This is a genomic window from Paenibacillus sp. 2003, from assembly GCF_031455635.1.
In the GTDB taxonomy this organism is placed as follows: Bacteria; Bacillota; Bacilli; order Paenibacillales; family Paenibacillaceae; genus Paenibacillus; species Paenibacillus amylolyticus_B.
The window spans coordinates 1611607-1631830 of record NZ_JAVDTB010000001.1 but is presented as its reverse complement, the minus strand read 5'-3'; the positions used below and the strand labels follow the sequence as shown (position 1 = coordinate 1631830).

Sequence of the window (20224 nt, the reverse complement as noted above, 5' to 3'; positions counted from 1 at the left end):
TGAACTTCATGAATACGATATGGTGGATATCAAGTTTAGAGGTGTTTTTCTCCTTGCTTTTGGTACTGTTCTGACTATCGCCTCTTTCAGACTTCTCCTTATTTAATAAAATACAAAAAAAGCCGCTCATCGGCGGCTCTCCATTATCGACCCATCTATTACATTCAATATGTGCACTCCTTTATAAGTATCACTGGCAAATTTCTTACTACATTACTCAATAATTATTTTCTATCTTCACATTTTCAGGTTCATAAATTCCGTAACCATTCTTGCCATTCTTTTTAATCTTGTACATGGCTCCATCCGCATGTCTCAGAAGTTCGGAAGGCTCCTGTCCATGCTTGGGAAATAGGCTGATACCAATACTCATCGAAAGGTTGATATAGTTTCCGGCAATTTTGAAATGGGTACTGAATGCAGCTTCCAATCTTTTGGCGATGACTTCAGCATCGTGATCATCTTTCAGATGGCTTAAAATGATGAATTCGTCCCCGCCAAGTCGAGCTACAGTGTCCGCACTTGGAATTGTTTCGCTTAATCGCTTTGCCATTTCCAGCAACACTTGATCGCCAACATGGTGTCCATATGTATCATTCACTTGTTTAAACCCATCAGCATCCACAAACATGACGGCTAGTTTGTTATGGTTTCTTTGGGCATTACTGATGGCCCAGGCAAGACGGTCATTATAAGCAAGACGATTAGGCAGACCGGTAAGTGGATCATGCAAAGATAAATGCTTGCTGATTTTCTCGGAGATTTTGATTTTGGCGTACTCCGTCTCCAGTTCTTTGATCAGATTTTTAAGTTTATATACCCTTGTATTGGTGTTTGTCATGTCAGTAATCTGAATAAGGGCGTAACTCCGATCTTCATGATAGAGCGGTTCAACATGCATATTTTGTCTGAATAATTGTTCATCCTCTCCTTCATTAGGAAGAATGAATGCCTTATGTAAAGCGCTTGAGCAAAACCTGCTTTGTCCATGATACAGCGCATTTTGCAAAATATTCAGATACATGTTCGACTTAAACCGCGGGCAGACCTCAAGCAGATTCAAGCCAATTACCTCTTCCGCATTCTTGCCTGTAAAGCGTTCCAACCAGGCATTCCACACAACAACTTTCAATTGTCTGTCCACGATCATTATTCCCATATGGGCTTTGTTCAAAGCTTGTGAAATAAGATTATCCATTGTCCGCCTCCAACAAAGCGTCCATTTTGGCCAGCAGGCTCGATATGGAGTTCATACTTAATGCTATAACAATGATCCCCGTCACATCCGTATCGGCAAGTAAAAACGAGGTATGTAAAACCAGGACATAGACTTCATTCTGAAGCAATATTTGTTGATCGGAATTGGTGACATAGATCAGTTCAATATCAGGCAGGACATATTCCAGTTTGATCTCCAGGAAATTACCGAATTCTCCAATAATGGCGTTAAGCAGGACATTGCTAACTTCCTTCAAAACGTCCAAATCCGTGTCCATCAGGTTCGGATCGTTCGGTATAACGCTCTCACCCAGTTCTCCAAGACAGATGTTTGCCAATACTTTAGCCTGCTCAACAGGAAACATCAGAAATGCTTTTCCCTGAAATTCGTAGCCAAACTGTAAAGATGACCTAAACAGGTGACCTTCACTAAAGAAAATGTTGTATCTTCGATCTCCAGGATCAACATCGGATATGGAGATTAGTTCCACTTCCGAAATATTCAAAACGATACGCTTGTCCACAATCTCCGACAACATGTTAGCCGCTTGTCCCACGTAAACGTTTACTAGTTCAGTAAGCAAATCCTTCTGTAAATCATTCAGCATGATAGGCCGCCTGAATCAGTTGAATCATGGTCGTTGCCTTCTCTGCGGTTAACGGTTTATTCAAAAAACCAGAAATGCCTAACATTTCAACTTCATCCCTAGTTGTCTTCTGAATATCTGCAGATAAGATAATAATTTTGACATTGCTATCCGTTTCTCTAATCATTCGAAGCATTTCTTGTCCGTTCAAACCTGGCATCAGCAGGTCGGTGGTTATAAAATCAGGTTGAAATTCCTTAAATAGGTTGTATCCTTGCTCTCCATTGTTAGCAATCTGAATCTCGCATGCTGGAATATGATCAACAATCAGCTTTGTAAGCAATTTCTGTACGAAAATGGAGTCTTCTACGATTAATACTTTCATTTTCTCTTCAGTCTCCTTGATAAAATGGTAAGAGCTCGGGATGGTCAGGCGCTGTGGACAGTTCTTGATATAGGGCTTTCGCGCGCAGTGGCACCCTGAAAAAAGACTGACTGGTGAATCAAGTAAATATAAATTATAGTAACTTTAATTTAATTGTCAACAACATTATTGAATAAGGTAGATTCGTGTGCAATTGACATACTACGGCCCGCCGTTTAAAAAAACATAAAAAAACGGTCACCTAGTGACCGTTTTTGATCGGTTATCTGGAACTGCATTAAGTTTACTCTTTTACCCCTCCAAGCTGCAAGCCATGAACGAAATACTTCTGCAAAAATGGATATACGACTAAGATGGGTAATGCGGCAACAATCGTAATCGCTGCCCGAATTGATACAGGTGTGACCATGTTGCGTGCAGCGCCAAGATCTGCGCCATTGGCAACGGCTGCACTGCTGTTGGAATTCATAGAAGATGATAATAGTTTCATCAACTCATATTGCAGCGTGCTCAAGTTTTGTTTGGAAGATGCATACAGAAACGTATCAAACCAAGAGTTCCATTGACCGACTGCAATGAACAGTGCAACAGTAGCGAGAACCGGTTGGCACAGCGGTAGAATAATGGAAATGAATGTTCTGAAATCTCCAGCACCATCAATTTTGGCGGATTCGATCAATCCCTCAGGTAGTGTCTGGATATAGGTCCGAATAACAATCATATTAAAGGCACTGATCAGCCCAGGAATAATGTACACCAGGAAGTTGTTTAACAAATGCAAATCTTTCATTAGGAAGTAAGTTGGAATAAGACCTGCACTAAAATACATCGTAAGAACAACTGTAATGGTAATGGGCTTTCGTAATATATAATCTTTTCGGCTTAGTGTGTAAGCCAGCATGGAGGTTAAGAATAGACTTAAAACTGTCCCCAAAACCGTTCTCGCCACAGATATACCAAAGGCGCTGAAGATGGTCCCTCCTGCAAATACTGCTCTGTAGTTTTGATCTGTCCATACCCGAGGCCACAGATAAATCCCACCCCGGATGGTGTCATTACCGGCATTGAATGATACGGCGAGTGTATTCACAAACGGATACAGGGTAACAATCGCGATTGCGATCATCAGTATACCATTTAACGTATGGAAGACAATCGGTTCAAGCCGAGATTTATTGATTCCCATCTCTAGTCCCCCTTATATTAATCGGTCTTCCCCGAGCCGTTTGGAAATTGAATTCGCCGCAAAGATCAGCGTGATACTAACTACTGTTTTGAAGATACCTGCCGCAGTAGCCAAAGAATAATTCCCGATCTGTAGTCCGTATTTCAGGACAAATATATCTATCGTCTGTGACCAGTCGACAACCACACCATTACCTAACAGATACTGAACCTCGAATCCAGCTTCCAAAATCCAGCCCATATTCATGATCAGCAAAATGATAACAATGGATTTGATTCCGGGTAAGGTCACATACAGCATTTTCTTATATCGGTTCGCACCATCAATCTCTGCCGCTTCATAGAGGGAAGGATCGATAGACGTGATGGCCGCCAAATAAATAATGGCATTCCAGCCAACTTCTTTCCATACATGGGATGCGCCTACAATGCCCCAGAAGTATTCCGGAACGCTAAGCCACATGATAGGTTCTTGAATGATATGCAGCTTCATGAGCACCACATTCACAATCCCACCATCTACAGACAGTGAACTTGCCACGATGCCTGTCACAATAATCCATGAGAGAAAGTGAGGTAAATACGATATTGTTTGAATGGTTCGTTTATAGAACTTATGTTTGATCTCATTAAGTAAAATGGCAAATATAATTGCTGTCGCAAATCCGAGCACCATATTGATGACGCTCATCGCAATGGTATTACGAAGCACGTTAAGAAATGCATCGTCTGTTAGCAAAAACTTAAAGTGTTTGAGCCCGACCCATTCCTGCTGGGTGAAACTCTTCGCAGGACTGTAATTCTGAAAGGCCATAACCCAGCCCCAAATGGGATAATACGAGAATACGAGAATGTACGCAACGATGGGCAATGACATGAACATGAGTTGTCTTTGTCCGCGCAATCGTTTTAACAGTGGTGCTTTAGTCACGACTGTACGGGTAGTTTGCTCTGGTATGGCTCCAGGCGTGTTCGCCATCTTTCACTCCTCCTATTGGCTTGCAGCGACTTTAAGCATGATGTCCTCGGAAGGCACTCGCCTGAGTAATCCTTTGGTTGATACCTTCCGAGAGAATCATTGCCGCATTTTTTTATTTAACAGACCAGTTCTCGATTCTCCATTTCAGTTGTTCATTAATTCGGTCTTCATAGGATTTAACATCGATCTTCTTGTAAGCGTCTACATATTCAGTCCAAATGTTATCGAACTCATCCGGTTTTGACATGATTGCTTTAGGCAAGAATTTCAATGAAGTGTCTGTCATTTGTTTGTTCGCTACCGCAGCATCAGAGCCTTCTTTCAGATCGACCTGCCATGCTGGATAGTACACAGGATTCTCTGGTGCAGGGGAGAAGAAATCACTCCACGTTTTGAAGCCGTACGCATCCAGAAGTTCTTTATCTTCCGGTTTGAGGTTGTCATAGAATTCCTCAGGTTGGTTGATCGCTCCAATCGCATTGCCATCTTCAAATGTTCCTTCGAGCTTCGGTGCAGCAGCGTAGAAACCTTCTGCTTTGTTGATCAGTCTCCATGCCGGATCATCCTGCTCTTTACGTTGCTCTGGCGTACGATAGAATCTTCCCTCTTCATTCACCTGATAGTCTACACCCTCTTCACCCCATGACAAGAGCTTCTGGTACTTCTCGTCCATAAGTTTATCGAGGAATTTGATGATTGCGACAGGATCTTCAGCATCTTTACTGATACCAAAACCATTGTTCAAGTTGATAACCGGACGATCCAGATAATGATCTGTAATACTTGTATCATAGACTAGCGGGAAGCCCACGTATGTCTGGCCAATTTTCCCCTGTGCTACGAGCGGGTCTTCACCGGCTTGGAAATTCCAGTGCTGGTCGAACATACTAAGCACACGTCCTGAAGAAATTTTGGCTAGATATTGATCATAGTTCTGAACAAAGGCTTCTTTATCCAGCAATCCCTCATTGTACAGATTGTTTAGTTCTTTATAATACCGTTTGGAGATATCTTTGTCGGCAAACACGGTTGCGACTCCACTATCATCTACGACTACACCCCCGTCATTGGGGTGACCCGTAAGATGTTCAGGTGGGTTAAGCAAAGGGAACGTCCGCCAGTCTGAAGCCAATGTAGTGAAACCAATCGTCGGTTGACCATCAATAGTTGGATTCTTGGCTGCATAATCACGGATCAACTTAGTGAAATCATCCAACGTTTTAGGAGTCGGGTACCCGGCATCCTTCAGTATGGACTTTTGGATCCAGAATGCAGGACCAGAATAATAGTTACTAATGAACTCCCCTGTATACACTCCATAGTTAGGCAACCAGTAAATATGTCCGTCACTAGAGTCTTTCATCCGGTTCCAGTCTTTACCGAAATGTTTCTTCAGATTAGGTGCATGCTCTTCAATGAGATCTTCGAGCGGAATAACCGCACCGGCTGATACCAATTTGGTATCTGCTGTGATCAAGTCAGGGAAATCGCCACCGGCAATCATAACGCCGAGCTTCTGTTGAAGATCACCCACAAGAAACTCCATCTCAAGATTGACGCCGAGTTCATCCTGGATCTTCTTGTAGATTCGGTTATCTTTAGCTGGCGCCTGATTTGGCGTTCCGATAAAGGCCGTGATGTTCAGTACCTCTTTCCCATCCTTTGTAGTCGCTTTCTCATTGCCACCGCTGCATCCTGCCAGTGCCAAACTCAAAGCCAGAACGAGTGATACGGAACCCCAAAGCTTCTTTTTCTTAAGTCCCCCCATGTACTTGCCCTCCTTGGAAGTGGTATGTCTTACTGTTTTTAGTATGAAGAAATGTATGCGGTTACAAAATATATACATTTAAGGTCTACCCCCCTGTAATTGTAGGTCTTATTCAGGAGGGGTTCTTCTTTTTCATGGATCAATTCTTATACTTTTGCCTGTATTCTACAGGTTTCATGGCGGTTCGTTTTTCGAAGTGTCTGAGAAAATGCTGGTAACTGCGGTACCCAACTTGCTCCGCAATCGCACTTGATGTTTGATTCGTCTGCTGGAGCAGACGCTTCGCTTCTTCCATTCTTAAATCATGTACTACCTCGATTACACCCTTACCATACTTTCGCAAAAAGGATTGCCCTAAATGGACAGGATTCACGTAGAATCGTTCTGCGAGCTCCTGGATCGTAAATGTCTCTCTGTAATGCATCTGCACATATTCAGCAACCGTCGCCTGGATGCCACCCATTTGCCTCTCCCGGAAAATAGCCAGTTCTGACTTGCATTGCAAACAGAAATGTTCCAGATTGTTAGCAACCTCTTCTATATTTCGATGGCCCTTCTCCAGAATTCCGCTCGCCAATTCGTTCATTAGAGCATTAGGTTCTCCTCCTAATTCTCTACACAGGGACAATCCGCGGAATATAATATGGGTAGAGAAAATATGTACAATCTCTGGCGCAGCCTTCATCTGTACAAACAGTTCAAAAGCACTCCGAATCGCAGACGAGAGTTCCTCTACAGAACCGTTTTCAAGCAAATCGCAAATATGGTCCACCTCTGACAGCGTTTCCGGATCAAACTGCCAATTCTCCAGCTGAATATCTTCGGCAAACAAAAGACGCTCTTGGTTAAAAAACAAATAACGCCCAACTTCCTGAGCGGAGTGGAAGGATTCAGATAAATGCTCCAGTTTGTTGACCGTTAATCCAACCGCGATATGAATTTCTTCGCAGCCGTTATGTTGCATATTGTTCATCAAACGCTGGGTAAAAGTTTTGATTGCTTCAAATGTCTCATTTCTATCATTCGTTTCCTCCCCCCATACAAGTCCCAATGAGTCTCTTGTTCTGTCTATCACATAACAGCAAGTTGTCTCTTCAGCCGTTTGTTCGGCTACTGAACAGACTTCCTGAATATCTCCCTGAAAGGCTATCCGCAGGTATGCCCAATGGGACTTGTTTAAACGAGGAAGGATCTCTGACAACTCCTCCTCCGATATATTTTGCTTATCCTTAATCAGTGCAGACAAAAACGCTTTGATCCTTTGCTCGTTTGCATGTTCCATTATACGCTCCTGGTTTTCACGCTCCTGCAATTGCATACGGAGACGGACCAACATATCCTCTGCTTCTGTACTGTCAACCGGTTTGGTTAGATAGTTGGAGACACCTAATCGAATAGCTTGTCTGGCATAATTAAAGTCACTGTATCCACTCGTGATGACAAACAGCACAGACTCATGTTCCAATCGTCGTGCTTCTTCTACAAGTTCCAGCCCATTCATCACAGGCATACGAATGTCTGTCACCACGAGATCAGGTCGATCTTGTTCCATCATCCGAATGGCTTCCTCACCGTTGGCGCACACACCTCTGATTTCGAAACCATACTTTTCCCAATTGATCAGAAGCTGTAACCCTTCAATGGCATACGGTTCATCATCGACTAACAGTACTTTATACATGAGAGTTTACCTCCTATTTCCTCTGTTCCAGCTTGGAGATCGGTATACGGTACCCTGCAATGGTTTCCTTTCCAGGTACACTGCTTAGATCAAATATCGCATTTCCTTCATAAAAGAGTTCCAACCTGCGGTAGACATTGCGGAGTCCTACATGCTCGCCGTTCCTGGGTCTTTCAGAACGAATATCTCGCAGGAGCTCGGTTAATCTACCTGCATCCATACCGATTCCATTATCGATGACCTGAATAACCAGTTCAGAAGCGTTTCGTCTCGCCGTTATCTTGATCTCTCTTCCATTTTTTCGCGCCTGCAAGCCGTGTTTGCAGGCATTTTCGACGAGCGGTTGAATACTCATGCGGGGAATGAGCAACGAAGCTGCATCAGGATCAACCTCGAAGGTGTAATCAAACAGCTCTCCAAAGCGAAACTTCTCAATCTGGAGATAAAGATTCGTAAATTGCAGCTCTTCTTTCAAAGGAATCAGATTGTCAGAATGACTGAGCAACTGTCTCATCAGTTTGGACAGACTTTTAATAATCTCAATTACTTCCGTATATCCATTCTTTGTACTGACGACCAGCAAGGCATTCAATGTGTTAAATAAAAAATGGGGATTCATTTGACTCTGGAGCATGGACAATTCAGTCCTCACTTGATCCAGCTCCAGATCTTTTTGACGGATTTCCAGTTTATATACGTCATTAATCAGCGTATGAATTTTACCAATCATGATGTTAAATGTACGAATAAGCCCACCAATTTCGTCGCGGCCTTCGTGAATTTCAATCAGATCGAATCGTTCGTTACGAACCTTCTCCATATGTCTGGATAGCTTGCGAATCCGATAGTGATAGGAACGCAAAATAATGTAGATCAATACAGAAGGGACCACGATACTTAATGCGAGCAACCCCAGAATTGATTTAAAGGCTTCTTGCAAAAGGTGGTCAAGGTGACGCGTATCGGCAACTCCAATCAATTTCCAACCCTTTAGGTAGGCTAGATTCCCCAACGATTTTTCGAGCGTGTAAGCAGAATCTCCAGATTCCTTGAGCATTGATTCATTATCAAGGGGGGATAAGTCGGTTTCGCTGAATTCCCCACTTGAAACGACAGTTCGATTGTTGCTGTCCACCAGACGCAGCTGAAGACTGTCTGATTCACGATTTAAAATGCTATACACCCGGCTAAGTTCCAGATCAATCTTGGAATACTTGTTGTAATTGGCATAGGAAGTATAGGTGTCCATTTTGCCAATCACACTGATTCTTCTTCCCGCGTTAAATCCGGATGGCTCAATATAATCAACGACAAGAATGCCTCCACTGGTGGATTTCAGCTGTTTCAATCCGGGGAGTACATTCTTGTCTTTCATTACAATATAATGACTACCCGTCTGAATGGTATCGTTATCCGTATAGATACGCACCTCCAGAATATTCGCTGACATGTACCGTGTTAATTTATCTCGCAGGAATGCATGGTAGACGTTGTAATAATCCACGGGGGAGTGATAGGTCCGATCCAGTGCCTCATAGAGCGAATCGTCTGCTGCAATAATTCGGCTCAGGGCAACGCTCTCATCAATCATGCCTAGCAGTTCCCCCGCAGCCCTGTCGATGGATTTGCGCAGATTTTCCTGTTCTCTAATCTTGATATCCGCAGAGGTTCGTTGATAAAAGAAGATATTAATCGTTATTACAGGAAGGAGAATACTAAGTACATAAATAAGCAGAAATTTGGATCGGAGAGGAATATCATTAACCTTACGGAACATCCAGAATTTATGATGCATATGATCACCCTTGGTTTTTGTTTTTATAGACTGACGGAAGTTCCCCTGTATGCGCTCTGAACTTTTGGGTGAAATATTCAGCATCATGATATCCTAGCCTGAATGCAATGTCAGTGATCTTCATATTGGTACGTCGCAGGAGTTTACGGGCCTCCTCAACACGTAGCTGGTGCACATAGTCACTGAAACTGACCCCCATCTCCCGCTTGAACTGTTGACCCAGGTAGGCAGAATTCACGTGAATACGATTAGCTACATCTTGTAATTTAATTTTACTTCGATAGTGTTGCTTCAATTCATTCACTGCTTCTGCAACCAGTCCTCCCGTACCCGTCTTTTGCTTCAATTCAGACTGGGAAAGTTGCTTGGACAGTCGAACACACAGGTCTTGCAATGTGCCGGAAGACCAACTCGCAGCCTCATGCCATTCTTTTTCACATAGTATTTCTCTGCAACCCTCTCTTTTTCCATATTTTCGTAGCAACTCCCCATGGATATATCGAATGACATGATGTATCCATTCCAACGAAACCTCTGCTTTCTCACTCTTCTCTAACAGTCCACTCACTGCAATATCGATGGAATACGTGTTTTCTGCTTCAATCAACCCCAAGATCTCTTTGGAGATGTTCATCATTTGCTCTAAATCATATTCTGCGCTTATTCGATATTCATTAAGATGATTTTCATAGGCTTCATCTGTAACCATGACTCCATTTTGCTGTTTTTGCTCATTTCTGCGTTTGTCCAGAGGTTCAATCATTTCCATAAGGATTTGATGAATTTCCTCGGGAACAAGAGGTTTAAGCACATACTGATCGACCTGATACCGTATGGCTTGCTTCGCGTAATTAAAATCGGAGTATCCTGTAACGATAACAATTTTAGAGGTATAAGCGAGATCTTCTCGCAAGGTGTGAATCAAACCGAGACCATCCATAACAGGCATTTGAATATCAGTGACGACAAGATCCGGTTCAACCGAGTTGAACAAAGCAAGTGCTTCCTCCCCATCCGTGGCCGTCCCGCAGAGTTTATATCCACAAGCTCCCCAGTCAATCATCGTTCTCCATCCTTCTAGCATAAACGGCTCATCATCCGCGACAATGACCTTGTACATTAGCTCACCTCTCTTTTATCCTTGATCAGCTGCATGTATTTTATCTATATCTATAGGTAGATTCCAGTTGTTCTGAAAACGCTAAACAGCAGAACAACAGCAGGAATGTTGTCTGCTCGCACAACTTGTAGAATGAGATTTCTACCAGTCTCCTCGTCATTAATCAATAACATAAAAATGTATCTATCAGACCGAACTAACTATAAGAACGCTCCGATTATAACGAAGCGCCGGGATGACAATACAAGTGTAACGCTTACATTTTTGTACAACAACCTGATAAACTATAGGTTTTCACCCGACAAATTATAGGTCGAGTTCAGAAGTAATCCAATAACAAGCAGGGCATTTTATTCTCCACGTACAATACGGAATCCTTGATCGGGACCAAAACCATTTGCATCAAATTTGCCACGGAATGATATCTCATTGTTATTGACACCGCCAATCCAGCCTCCGCCTTTTACAACTCGCCAGGATTGATTGGGACTCTCCGAATCACTGTACCAGTCCCAGCACCATTCTCTCACATTCCCAGACATATCATAGATTCCTAACTCATTCGCCTTCTGAGTTCCGACTTTTTTGGTTTGATTACGGTTGCTCTCAATAGCGGGCCAGCTCCAGTCACCTGTCAAAATGTTGTCCCCGGCATTTACCCAGTACCAAGCAACTTCATCAGGATTATTACTTCCGCTGTATGTGTAATTTAAGCTCTTTTGACCTCCGCTTGCAGCGTATTCCCATTCTGCCTCTGTGGGTAAGCGGTAACCATTGGCGTCCTCGTTGATCGTTACATTCCATTTTATATTGTCGTTTTCATTGTGATTATTCGTGTCCTGATTATCCTTGTCTATATTGTAATAAGGTTTCAGGTTTTCTTTTATACTTTTTTGGTTACAGTATTCCACTGCGTCATACCAGCTGACCATTTCAACAGGCAGGTCATCTCCCTTGAAGCCAGAAGGGTTTTCCCCCATAACCTCCATCCATTCTTTTTGAGTCACTTCGTATTTGCCAATATAGAAGGAATCCAGCGTTTCATTTTTATCAATCTGACTCGGCTTACTGCTCTTGAAGGCTCCCCCTTCGACGAATACCAAGTCATCGTTTAATTTGGTATTACTTGATGAACAAGCACTTAGACTAACAACTATAGCGATTAAAGTTAACCATACCAGCTTCCTCATTCAATTATTCTCCTTTACTAAGCTTAAATCCGGCAACGTCGAGGTCCGTTAGTCTGGAGAATAACGTTACTCAACGCTACCGGAATATTGAATTCCAATTCAGGTGCAGACGTTGAACTGCATCACATCATTTTTACCAAACCGTCACGTTTGCGCTTCCGCTGCTTTGATAACCCTCTGTTGCCATCACCTGATAGGACCAACTATTTCCAAGGTACATCCCTTTGCTCGCCCACGCATTCACATGATTGCTGAACGTAATGGTAGAATTGACACCAGTCGGTCTCTTGGACTGTCTAACACTCCAATACTGAGGGAAAGTCTGCGTACCATCAATGGAAGGTGCATTGTATCTCATCGTTGTATAGATGTCATATGTGCCACCATCACTAGTCATTGTGCCCTTGTATGTGCCAGTCGGACGATATGTTCCCCAGCTATCCACCACGTAGTATTCAATGAGTGCGCCTCTTGTCCAGCCATAGAAGGTCAGATATCCGTTACCTGATGGAGAAAATACACCAGCATTGTAATTGACTACTCGATTAGGTGTACCGTATGTCCACCCTTTCCCGACAACAAAGTTCCCGGTATTTTGCCAATTCACGCTGTAATTCCCGCCCGATCCATTCACGGCGTTGACCGTTCCTCCGCCATCTGTCCAATTTTGCCAATAATCTGTTGCTGCGCTCGATGTTGCTGCGAAGACACCAAAACTCATGGAAGCTGCAAGAACAACGGTTAACAATTTTTTGCTAAATTTGAACATAGATAATACCTCCTGATATTTTAATAGATTTGGTTGATGCTACAATCCGATATGAATGTTCTTCAGCAAATTCACTTGAAAAGACGTTGCGAAAACAGATACAGATCGTTCTTCCATACGGGCCAATCATGTCCTCCACTTTCCTCATGCCAAATGTGAGGTACTCCGTGTTGCGCCAAATATTGGTGAACCCCAAGACTAATCTCTATAAGATTGTCCTGTTCACCGCAAGAGATCCATAACAGCGAGAGTAATGAAGGCGCTTTCGAAAGATCAGGGACAAGCAGCTCCGGACTTCTGGTGTTTGGGGCTGCGGAGAAAGCACCGATCCATGCAAAATGGTCTAGATTACTTAATCCGATATTTAAGGATTGACCTCCACCCATGGATAAACCAGCAATCGCCCTTTTATCCCGGCTTTTATGCAAAGGGTAGTTCAACTCCATGTAAGGTATCAAATCGTTGAGCAGATCGGATTCAAACCGTTTAAATGCTTTGATTTTCTCAGGTTCAAACAGGTCTCCTTCAGCTCGGTCATTCGACATTGCGCGACCGTTGGGGAAAACAATAACCATCGGCTCAAGCAAGTTATCGTTGTACAGATTATCGAGAATAATTTGGGGAGAACCATGAGTATGCCATTCGGTTTCATCTCCACCAATACCATGCAAAAGAAAAAGTACAGGATACATCGTTGTCGAAGAAAATTTTGGTGGGGTGTACACCATCGCTTTACGGGAATTGCCAACCGTGGTGGAAGGATACTCTACCATCTCCATGACTCCACGTGGTATATTCTCCCGATACTGGTCATATCCCGTTACTGCTGGTGAGATCAATTCCATTCTCTTTTCCTCCGAACATATGAGTGACTATCAGTCTTCAGTTAATCCACATAGCCAAACCCCAGAATGGTGAAACATTTATGTTCATGACCTTCCGCCATTTCGATCTCTATGGAGTGCTCCCCCACATGCTCTTCGTTAATCAGAAGTGTGGCATGGCAATGGGTCCAGTTGATTTTACGCGGATCGACTTTTTGGACAATTAGCCCATCAACCTTGATATGTGCGGTTCCGAATTCGTCGTTACCCGAATCCTTGAAGATTAGAATGAGGCGTCTGCACTGCAAACTTATCTTAAAGCTGCTTTGAGCCTCTATTTCCTCTCCTGTACGCTTCCAGTTGTTGGGGAACTGGGGTGTTCCATAGTCATGAGCATCCATCTCAGCCATCTGCAAATCCGTATCCGTTTTGCAAAACGAGCCAGCATCGATACGGGCAATTGTATTGCCGTTTTTTCGATCCAACAGCTTCACATGAACAAATTCATTGCCAATTAGCGGAGCCTTTTCAATATCATGATCTTTCTCATCCCACTCAGAACGATTCGTCACGTCGAACAAATATTCCAAACCATCGGCCATAATCCGATGTCCTGTGTTAGTCGGATGATATATATCATGGAAAAATTGCTTTTTGGAAATAATGTTGCCCTCACCTTTTGTCTTGTTGAACTGATCTACCACAGCATCCTTCACACTAACCATGGGCAGATCATAATGCCAGCCTACCGGAGCGAGACGATCCTGTAGATTCCAGTCATTTTCGAATACACTGAATAACAAGATGACCGCTGGCTTGTTATCGGCAGTAAGTGCTTTGAGTACCAGACTCTCGTAACATTTACCTTGGGTTTCATCATCTGCGTCATTGACTGCGAATTCGATTATGACAATATCCGGCTGAACGGCACCTCCCCTCAGCACATCACGATCATAACGTACAATCCCCAATTCCGAAGGAGTACCTCCCACACCTGCTTTAATAAGATGAATCGGACTATCTTTTGAAAGCGCAAACATAAATTTGAATGACTCATACGACCGGTATGCATAACTTTGGAGATGAATAGGTACTGCACCAGCACCTTGAGTAATGGAGCCTCCAATATAAGCAATAACAACAGGTTCGCCGTTTTTTGCCTTCTCAATGGCTCGTTTTAATCTGACATTTTTCCCTTTGTTCAGAAGAGACCGGCCAATCATATCGCGATATCCATGTGATTCAAAGTCAATAGCGGCTGCTGACGCTGTCACTCCGACTGGATCGCGCGGTGCAGTGAATTCCGTGTTTTCACCTGCATCTTCTGAATCCTGGAGCATAAATCACCATCACATCCTTTCGGCTAGATTCTGATCATCCTCAAACAGCATTTAAAGGATCACAGCTTGACTATGATTGGATCAAGTGTGATCCTTCCCCCAAAGTGTATCCCTTACATAATTTTACAACAACCTGACAAATTATAGGATTTCCACCACTATATCATTTTAATTCGACTACAATCACATGCAAATTAGAACACCTATAATTTTTCATGTAAACGCTTTAATTTGTATACTATTTCCATGTCATAATTTTGAAAAACCGCATTGATGAAGGAGGAGACACATGAATATCACGGGTCAAGGCGCGTGGGATACGGGTACATATACAAATCTGTTTTCGAAGCTAGGTTACGATGAGAATGAGATCACGAACAGATTGGAAGAAACATGGAACGAGCTGTTTTATGGCGATGAAAATACTCGAATATATTACCCCATGGGTGAGGACAAGGGTTATTTGCTGGACACCGGTAATCTCGATGTTCGCTCCGAAGGCATGTCTTATGGCATGATGATGGCTGTTCAGATGGACAAAAAGGAAGAATTTAATCGAATCTGGAATTTCTCCCACACGTTTATGCAGCATACCGAGGGTCGATACAAAGATTACTTCGCTTGGCATTGCAAGCCTGACGGAACCAGACTCTCACAAGGTCCTGCTCCTGATGGTGAGGAGTTTTTTGCCATGGCGCTTTTTTTCGCCTCTAACCGCTGGGGCGATGGCGCTGAACCTTATGATTACAAGGCACAAGCCCGCAAAATCCTTCGTGCATGTATACATCAGGGCGAAGACGGCGAAGGTGACCCCATGTGGGACCCGGAAACAAAACTGATCAAATTCATTCCAGAAACACCGTTTAGCGACCCGTCCTACCATCTGCCTCATTTTTATGAACTATTCGGGAAATATGCGGATGAAGAAGATCAGGCTTTTTGGAATGAAGCGGCGGCCGCTAGTCGGGCTTACCTGCATACAGCTTGCCATCCCGTAACAGGACTTTCACCTGAATATGCGAACTATGACGGCTCTCCGGCTCCAATACAGCCACATGGGGATTTCAGGCATTTTTACAGTGATGCATATCGTACTGCTGCAAATATTGCGCTGGACTGGGAATGGTTCCGCAAGGATCACTGGCAGATCGAGCAATCCAACCGGATTCAATCCTTCTTCAGTGATATTGAAATGTCCGATTATCGTCGTTATACAATAGAAGGTGAACCTTTCGACGAACCTTCACTGCATCCTGTAGGTTTGCTGGCTACCAATGCCATGGCTTCACTTGCTGCGGACGGTCCACATGCTGACACATTCGTTCGTAAGTTCTGGAGCACACCTCTGCGTCAGGGTGAGCGACGTTATTACGACAATTGCCTGTATTTTTTCAGCATGCTGGCTCTAAGCGGAAGATATCGCATGTACTAAGGGAATGTGTACGAGCCGTTGAACCTGTCCTGTGAACGTTTGGCTTGCAGGACAGGTTCAATCACAGAATTCTAAGAAGAATGCAATGATATAACGATTAATCTATATCAATTAAAAAACGTTCCCGGCTCGCATATGTTGACTGCGAACCGGGAACGTTTGGTTGTGCAAATACAGGCAGTACCTTTTCCCGCTCTGACTGGATATAATTCAGATACTTTAATTATTTGGAAACAGAAGAAGTATCATAGGAAGACTGCATAATCTCCAGATATCGATTAATGTTCAGTCCCTCCAGGCCTTTCACATATTCATCCCAATCCTTATCCAGACTTTTGGCGCCTGTAATAAATTGCAGGGCGTTCTGATCGATGTAATCCTTGAGATTGGTCTGCATCATGCTGGCTTCATCAGCTTGGGACGGATCTACCCACAATGCCCAATGAGGGAAAATCTCTTTTGGTTCCTTGCCCTCCATTAACAATGTCGCCTCATAGAGACGTCGCTCACCACCATCATTGGCATAGATGTCTGTCCCCTGTACTTCGGAGTCCCGATATGCCTGATAATGATTGTACTGACTCAATGCAGCCCAACTGTCATTACGAGGTTCTTCTCCAGAAGGAAGAGGAATGGCTTTATATAACGGCTCAATCTGATCATTGAGCGCCACTTCTCCTTCTTGTGGTTTGCGCCAGCTTACGCCCTCTTCTCCCAAATATGATGCCATGGTTCCTTCCTGGGTATAGATATAATCCAGCAGCTTTATGGCCGCGATCTGCGTTTCCTCACTGGCTTTGTTTGTCAGTACAAAGGACGCTCCGGGATCAATCGGATAGTTGTACGTAGCATAAGCAGCATGGGGTCCCTTCAATGGAGGGATGGGATTGTAATCATTTCCGTAAGGAGAACCTTCGGCAGTGGTTACGAATAATGATGGATGCATCGCTGCTCCCGCACCGAGAAGCTGTGCATCAGCGTTATCGCCAATTTTTTTGAAGGCCCCGACGTTTTGGGTAAATGCCCCTGGATCAATCAATCCTTCATCGTACAGGGATTTAATATAGGCAAGCCCTTCTTTCCATTCCGGTTTGTTCACTACGGTCTCCACTTTCCCCTGATTGACAATGAGATAATTCCGATCGTCGTCATAGATAAAACCGTTCATCAAGTACGGAATAATGTGCACACCGAAATTTTCAGTCGAACCGCTTAGCGGTACTTCGTCGGCCTTACCGTTCCCGTTCGGGTCTTTCGTTTTAAATGCCTGAAGCATTTCCTTAAATTCTTCTGTCGTCGCGGGTTCGGTCAAACCCAGTTGTTCCATCCATTTGGTGTTAACCCACATCTTGTTCGGGTACGAACAGTGAAAACATTCATTCAGACCCGTCAGACCATAGATATTTCCGTCGGGAGCAGTGTTCATGGCCCGATAATAGTCATTGCTTTCAAGCACTTTTTTAATATTGGGAGCATGCTCCTCAATCAGATCATTCAGCGGCAAAATAACCCCCTGCTGACCAAACTTCAACAAGTCTGTCTGGGAGAAACGATCTACCCAAGGGATGAGCAGATACAAGTCCGGATAATCACCGGAAGCCAGTGAAATCTGTCTTTTCTCCGCTGCACCGTCGAATGGAACCGTGGTCCAGTTGAACTGAATATCAAACTTCTCTTCCATTTTCTTCGTGAATTTATTAGTGGACAGGTTGGTATCCGAACCTTGGTGGGCAAACACATTAATGGCCGTCTTGCCTGATGGATCGCTGCCTTCCCCGTTCCCCTTATCAGAGCTTGAACATCCGGCAAGTACCAACGAGGTAAACAGCATACAGGCAAGAATGATGAATCCCGCTTTTTTCAATATAATCCTCTCCCTCATGAATAATAGAAAAAATGAACTTATCCTTTGACTGAGCCAATCAACATGCCTTGCACGAAATACCGTTGAACAAAAGGATAGATGATTAGCACAGGCAAACTGGCCATCACAATTAACGAGTACTTCATGAGTTCAGCCATCTGCTGCTGTTTGATCATTTCCGATGCATCCATGTTCCCCGTACTGCTGTTCAGAATAAGAATACTGCGCAATATCAGCTGTAGCGGATAGAGCGACTGTGATTTCAGATAGATGAGGGCGTCAAAGTATGCATTCCACTGACCGACTGCGTACATAAGTGACAACACGGCGATAATCGGTTTGGCGAGTGGCAGGATAATACTGAAGATAAACCGGATGTCACTGCAGCCATCGATGTCTGCTGCTTCGGACAATTCTTCCGGTATCGAATTCTGAAAAAAGGTACGGGCAATGATGACTTGCCATACCCAGACGGCATTGGGAATCAGCAACGCCCAGCGAGTATCAATCAGTCCCATGGTTTTGACCACCAGATAGGTAGGAATCAAACCGCCCGAGAACAGCATGGTGAAGGTAATAAACATCATTAACGAGCTGCGACCAACAAACGTTTTTTTGGATAATGGATAAGCAATCATAATGGTCAGTGCCACGCTGATGAAGGTGCCGCAGGCTGTATAAAAAAGGGAATTAGCATAGCCGGTAAGGACTTGATCATTCCGCAATACAGACTTGTAACCGTCAAACGTCAGGTCAATGGGCCACAACCAGACTTTTCCCGAGGAGACGGCAGCAGGGCTGCTGAGCGAAGAACTCACAATATATATCAAGGGATACAGCACGGCAATCAGCACAACTGTCAGCATGAAATAAACAACCGTTATAAATACGCGGTCTCCCCAGGATTCACGAATCGTACTGCTGCTCTTGATCCGCGAACGTCCTGCATTTGTCTGTGTGTTAGGCATGGGTTGCTTCTCCTCCTTTCGCTCCCGTTACCATAAGCTTGTATTGGACAGTCGCTTGGCGACCGCGTTTACGATTAATAACAGAATCAGGTTAATCACCGAGTTGAACAGGCCAACCGCAGTAGCGAAGCTGTAATTGGCATTCAGCAATCCTATTTTATAGACATACGTGGAGATGATCTCCGAAGCAGACAGGTTGAGCGGATTTTGCAGCAAATATATTTTTTCGAACCCAACAGCCATGATATTCCCTACACTCAGGATCAGAATGATGACGGCTGCCGGAAGTAGTCCAGGCAGATCAACATTAATGATTTTCTGTATTCGGTTGGCTCCGTCCACTTTGGCGGCTTCATACAGGGATGGATCAACACCTGCCAGAGCGGCCAGATATATCACAGCGGAGTACCCCATTCCCTGCCACACATCAGAGAATACATAGATGGATCGAAACAGTCCAGGCTCACCGAGAAAATTCACCCCTTCGAAACCAAGGGCACCTGCAATCGTGTTGACAATACCCAGCCTAGGAGACAGAAAGAGCATAATGATGGAGACCATAACAACGGTAGAGATGAAATATGGAGCATACGTCACCATTTGTACTGTTTTTTTGAATCGTATGTTTTTGATTTCGTTCAGCGCCAGCGCCAGTAATATAGGAATCGGGAAACCAACGATCAGGCTGTAAAACGAAATGTAGAGCGTGTTCTTGATCAGCATGACAAACGCCGGATTCTGAAAAAGTAATTCGAAATACTTGGTTCCGGCCCACGGACTGCCCCAGATCCCCTTGATGACGTTGTAATCTTTAAATGCCAGGACCGCATTCACCATGGGTACATACTTGAAAATAATAAAGTAAGCAATCGGTGGCAGGATCAGCAGATACAGCTGCCAATGTCGCCTCCAGCTTCTGGATAATGCTTGCTTCAAGGCAAACGGTTTACTTGGTTTCTCCACGGACTTTGATTCACTGGTCATTGTGGTTCTCAGAATCATCCCCCCATTCTTGGCTCCAAATCGTGCTGAACTGCAACTCGACTTGGTAGCGCTTACTTTTTGAGTAATCATAAGATTGCGCTGGGGATGCGTAAAGGTACAATTACGCTGAGAAAG

17 protein-coding genes are annotated in these 20224 nt (G+C 43.9%); 1 reads left to right on the top strand and 16 read right to left on the bottom strand.

Annotation, left to right across the window (positions count from 1 at the left end; all coding sequences use genetic code 11):
* Positions 1 to 217: 217 nt before the first annotated feature.
* From J2X75_RS07300 to J2X75_RS07240, 13 genes are all read right to left on the bottom strand, one after another.
* Positions 218 to 1198: a diguanylate cyclase domain-containing protein gene (locus J2X75_RS07300; protein ID WP_310335357.1), complete on the bottom strand. Its 981-nt coding sequence runs from the start codon at positions 1196 to 1198 to the stop codon at positions 218 to 220.
* A complete protein-coding gene (locus tag J2X75_RS07295; RefSeq protein WP_310335355.1) occupies positions 1191 to 1826 on the bottom strand; it encodes a chemotaxis protein CheC in 636 nt (211 codons plus the stop codon). Before J2X75_RS07295 ends, J2X75_RS07300 begins: the two co-directional genes overlap by 8 nt.
* Positions 1816 to 2190, bottom strand: coding sequence for a response regulator transcription factor (locus J2X75_RS07290; RefSeq protein WP_091016260.1), 375 nt, complete (start codon positions 2188 to 2190; stop codon positions 1816 to 1818). The genes J2X75_RS07295 and J2X75_RS07290 overlap by 11 nt, the downstream gene beginning before the upstream one ends.
* Before the next feature lie 283 nt (positions 2191 to 2473).
* A complete protein-coding gene (locus J2X75_RS07285) occupies positions 2474 to 3376 on the bottom strand; it encodes a carbohydrate ABC transporter permease (protein ID WP_017688457.1) in 903 nt (300 codons plus the stop codon).
* Positions 3377 to 3388: 12 nt separating this feature from the next.
* Complete coding sequence (locus J2X75_RS07280) at positions 3389 to 4354, bottom strand: ABC transporter permease (RefSeq protein WP_310335350.1); 966 nt, start codon at positions 4352 to 4354, stop codon at positions 3389 to 3391.
* Between the two features lie 112 nt (positions 4355 to 4466).
* Positions 4467 to 6122 (bottom strand): ABC transporter substrate-binding protein, encoded by a 1656-nt coding sequence (locus J2X75_RS07275; protein WP_310335348.1) that lies wholly within the window; start codon positions 6120 to 6122, stop codon positions 4467 to 4469.
* A 139-nt stretch (positions 6123 to 6261) separates the two neighbouring features.
* Entirely contained in the window at positions 6262 to 7803 is a 1542-nt protein-coding gene (locus tag J2X75_RS07270) for a response regulator (protein WP_310335346.1), read from the bottom strand.
* A 13-nt stretch (positions 7804 to 7816) separates the two neighbouring features.
* Positions 7817 to 9598 (bottom strand): sensor histidine kinase, encoded by a 1782-nt coding sequence (locus tag J2X75_RS07265; RefSeq protein ID WP_310335344.1) that lies wholly within the window; start codon positions 9596 to 9598, stop codon positions 7817 to 7819.
* 4 nt (positions 9599 to 9602) lie between these two features.
* A complete protein-coding gene (locus tag J2X75_RS07260) occupies positions 9603 to 10718 on the bottom strand; it encodes a response regulator transcription factor (RefSeq protein WP_310335341.1) in 1116 nt (371 codons plus the stop codon).
* Between the two features lie 350 nt (positions 10719 to 11068).
* The gene (locus J2X75_RS07255; protein WP_310335339.1) at positions 11069 to 11908 is read right to left on the bottom strand and encodes a formylglycine-generating enzyme family protein; all 840 of its coding nucleotides are present in this window, start codon (positions 11906 to 11908) and stop codon (positions 11069 to 11071) included.
* A gap of 133 nt (positions 11909 to 12041) precedes the next feature.
* Positions 12042 to 12677 carry a glycoside hydrolase family 11 protein gene (locus tag J2X75_RS07250; protein WP_310335337.1) on the bottom strand — a complete coding sequence of 212 codons (636 nt, stop codon included), beginning with the start codon at positions 12675 to 12677 and terminating at the stop codon, positions 12042 to 12044.
* A gap of 71 nt (positions 12678 to 12748) precedes the next feature.
* On the bottom strand, positions 12749 to 13522 hold the full coding sequence (locus J2X75_RS07245; protein WP_310335335.1) for an alpha/beta hydrolase: 774 nt from the start codon (positions 13520 to 13522) through the stop codon (positions 12749 to 12751).
* Positions 13523 to 13563: 41 nt separating this feature from the next.
* Positions 13564 to 14841 (bottom strand): SGNH/GDSL hydrolase family protein, encoded by a 1278-nt coding sequence (locus J2X75_RS07240; protein ID WP_310335334.1) that lies wholly within the window; start codon positions 14839 to 14841, stop codon positions 13564 to 13566.
* 289 nt (positions 14842 to 15130) lie between these two features.
* On the opposite strand from J2X75_RS07240, the gene J2X75_RS07235 reads away from it, so the two are divergent.
* Positions 15131 to 16273, top strand: coding sequence for a family 8 glycosyl hydrolase (locus tag J2X75_RS07235; protein ID WP_310335332.1), 1143 nt, complete (start codon positions 15131 to 15133; stop codon positions 16271 to 16273).
* Positions 16274 to 16496: 223 nt separating this feature from the next.
* On the opposite strand, the gene J2X75_RS07230 is transcribed toward J2X75_RS07235, so the two are convergent.
* Genes J2X75_RS07230 through J2X75_RS07220 form a run of 3 tightly spaced genes read right to left on the bottom strand, consistent with a single transcriptional unit; the run spans position 16497 to position 19987 of the window.
* Positions 16497 to 18155 carry an ABC transporter substrate-binding protein gene (locus tag J2X75_RS07230; protein WP_397383216.1) on the bottom strand — a complete coding sequence of 553 codons (1659 nt, stop codon included), beginning with the start codon at positions 18153 to 18155 and terminating at the stop codon, positions 16497 to 16499.
* A gap of 20 nt (positions 18156 to 18175) precedes the next feature.
* Complete coding sequence (locus J2X75_RS07225; protein WP_091030502.1) at positions 18176 to 19105, bottom strand: carbohydrate ABC transporter permease; 930 nt, start codon at positions 19103 to 19105, stop codon at positions 18176 to 18178.
* A 27-nt stretch (positions 19106 to 19132) separates the two neighbouring features.
* Positions 19133 to 19987: an ABC transporter permease gene (locus tag J2X75_RS07220; protein ID WP_307543144.1), complete on the bottom strand. Its 855-nt coding sequence runs from the start codon at positions 19985 to 19987 to the stop codon at positions 19133 to 19135.
* Positions 19988 to 20224: the final 237 nt, after the last annotated feature.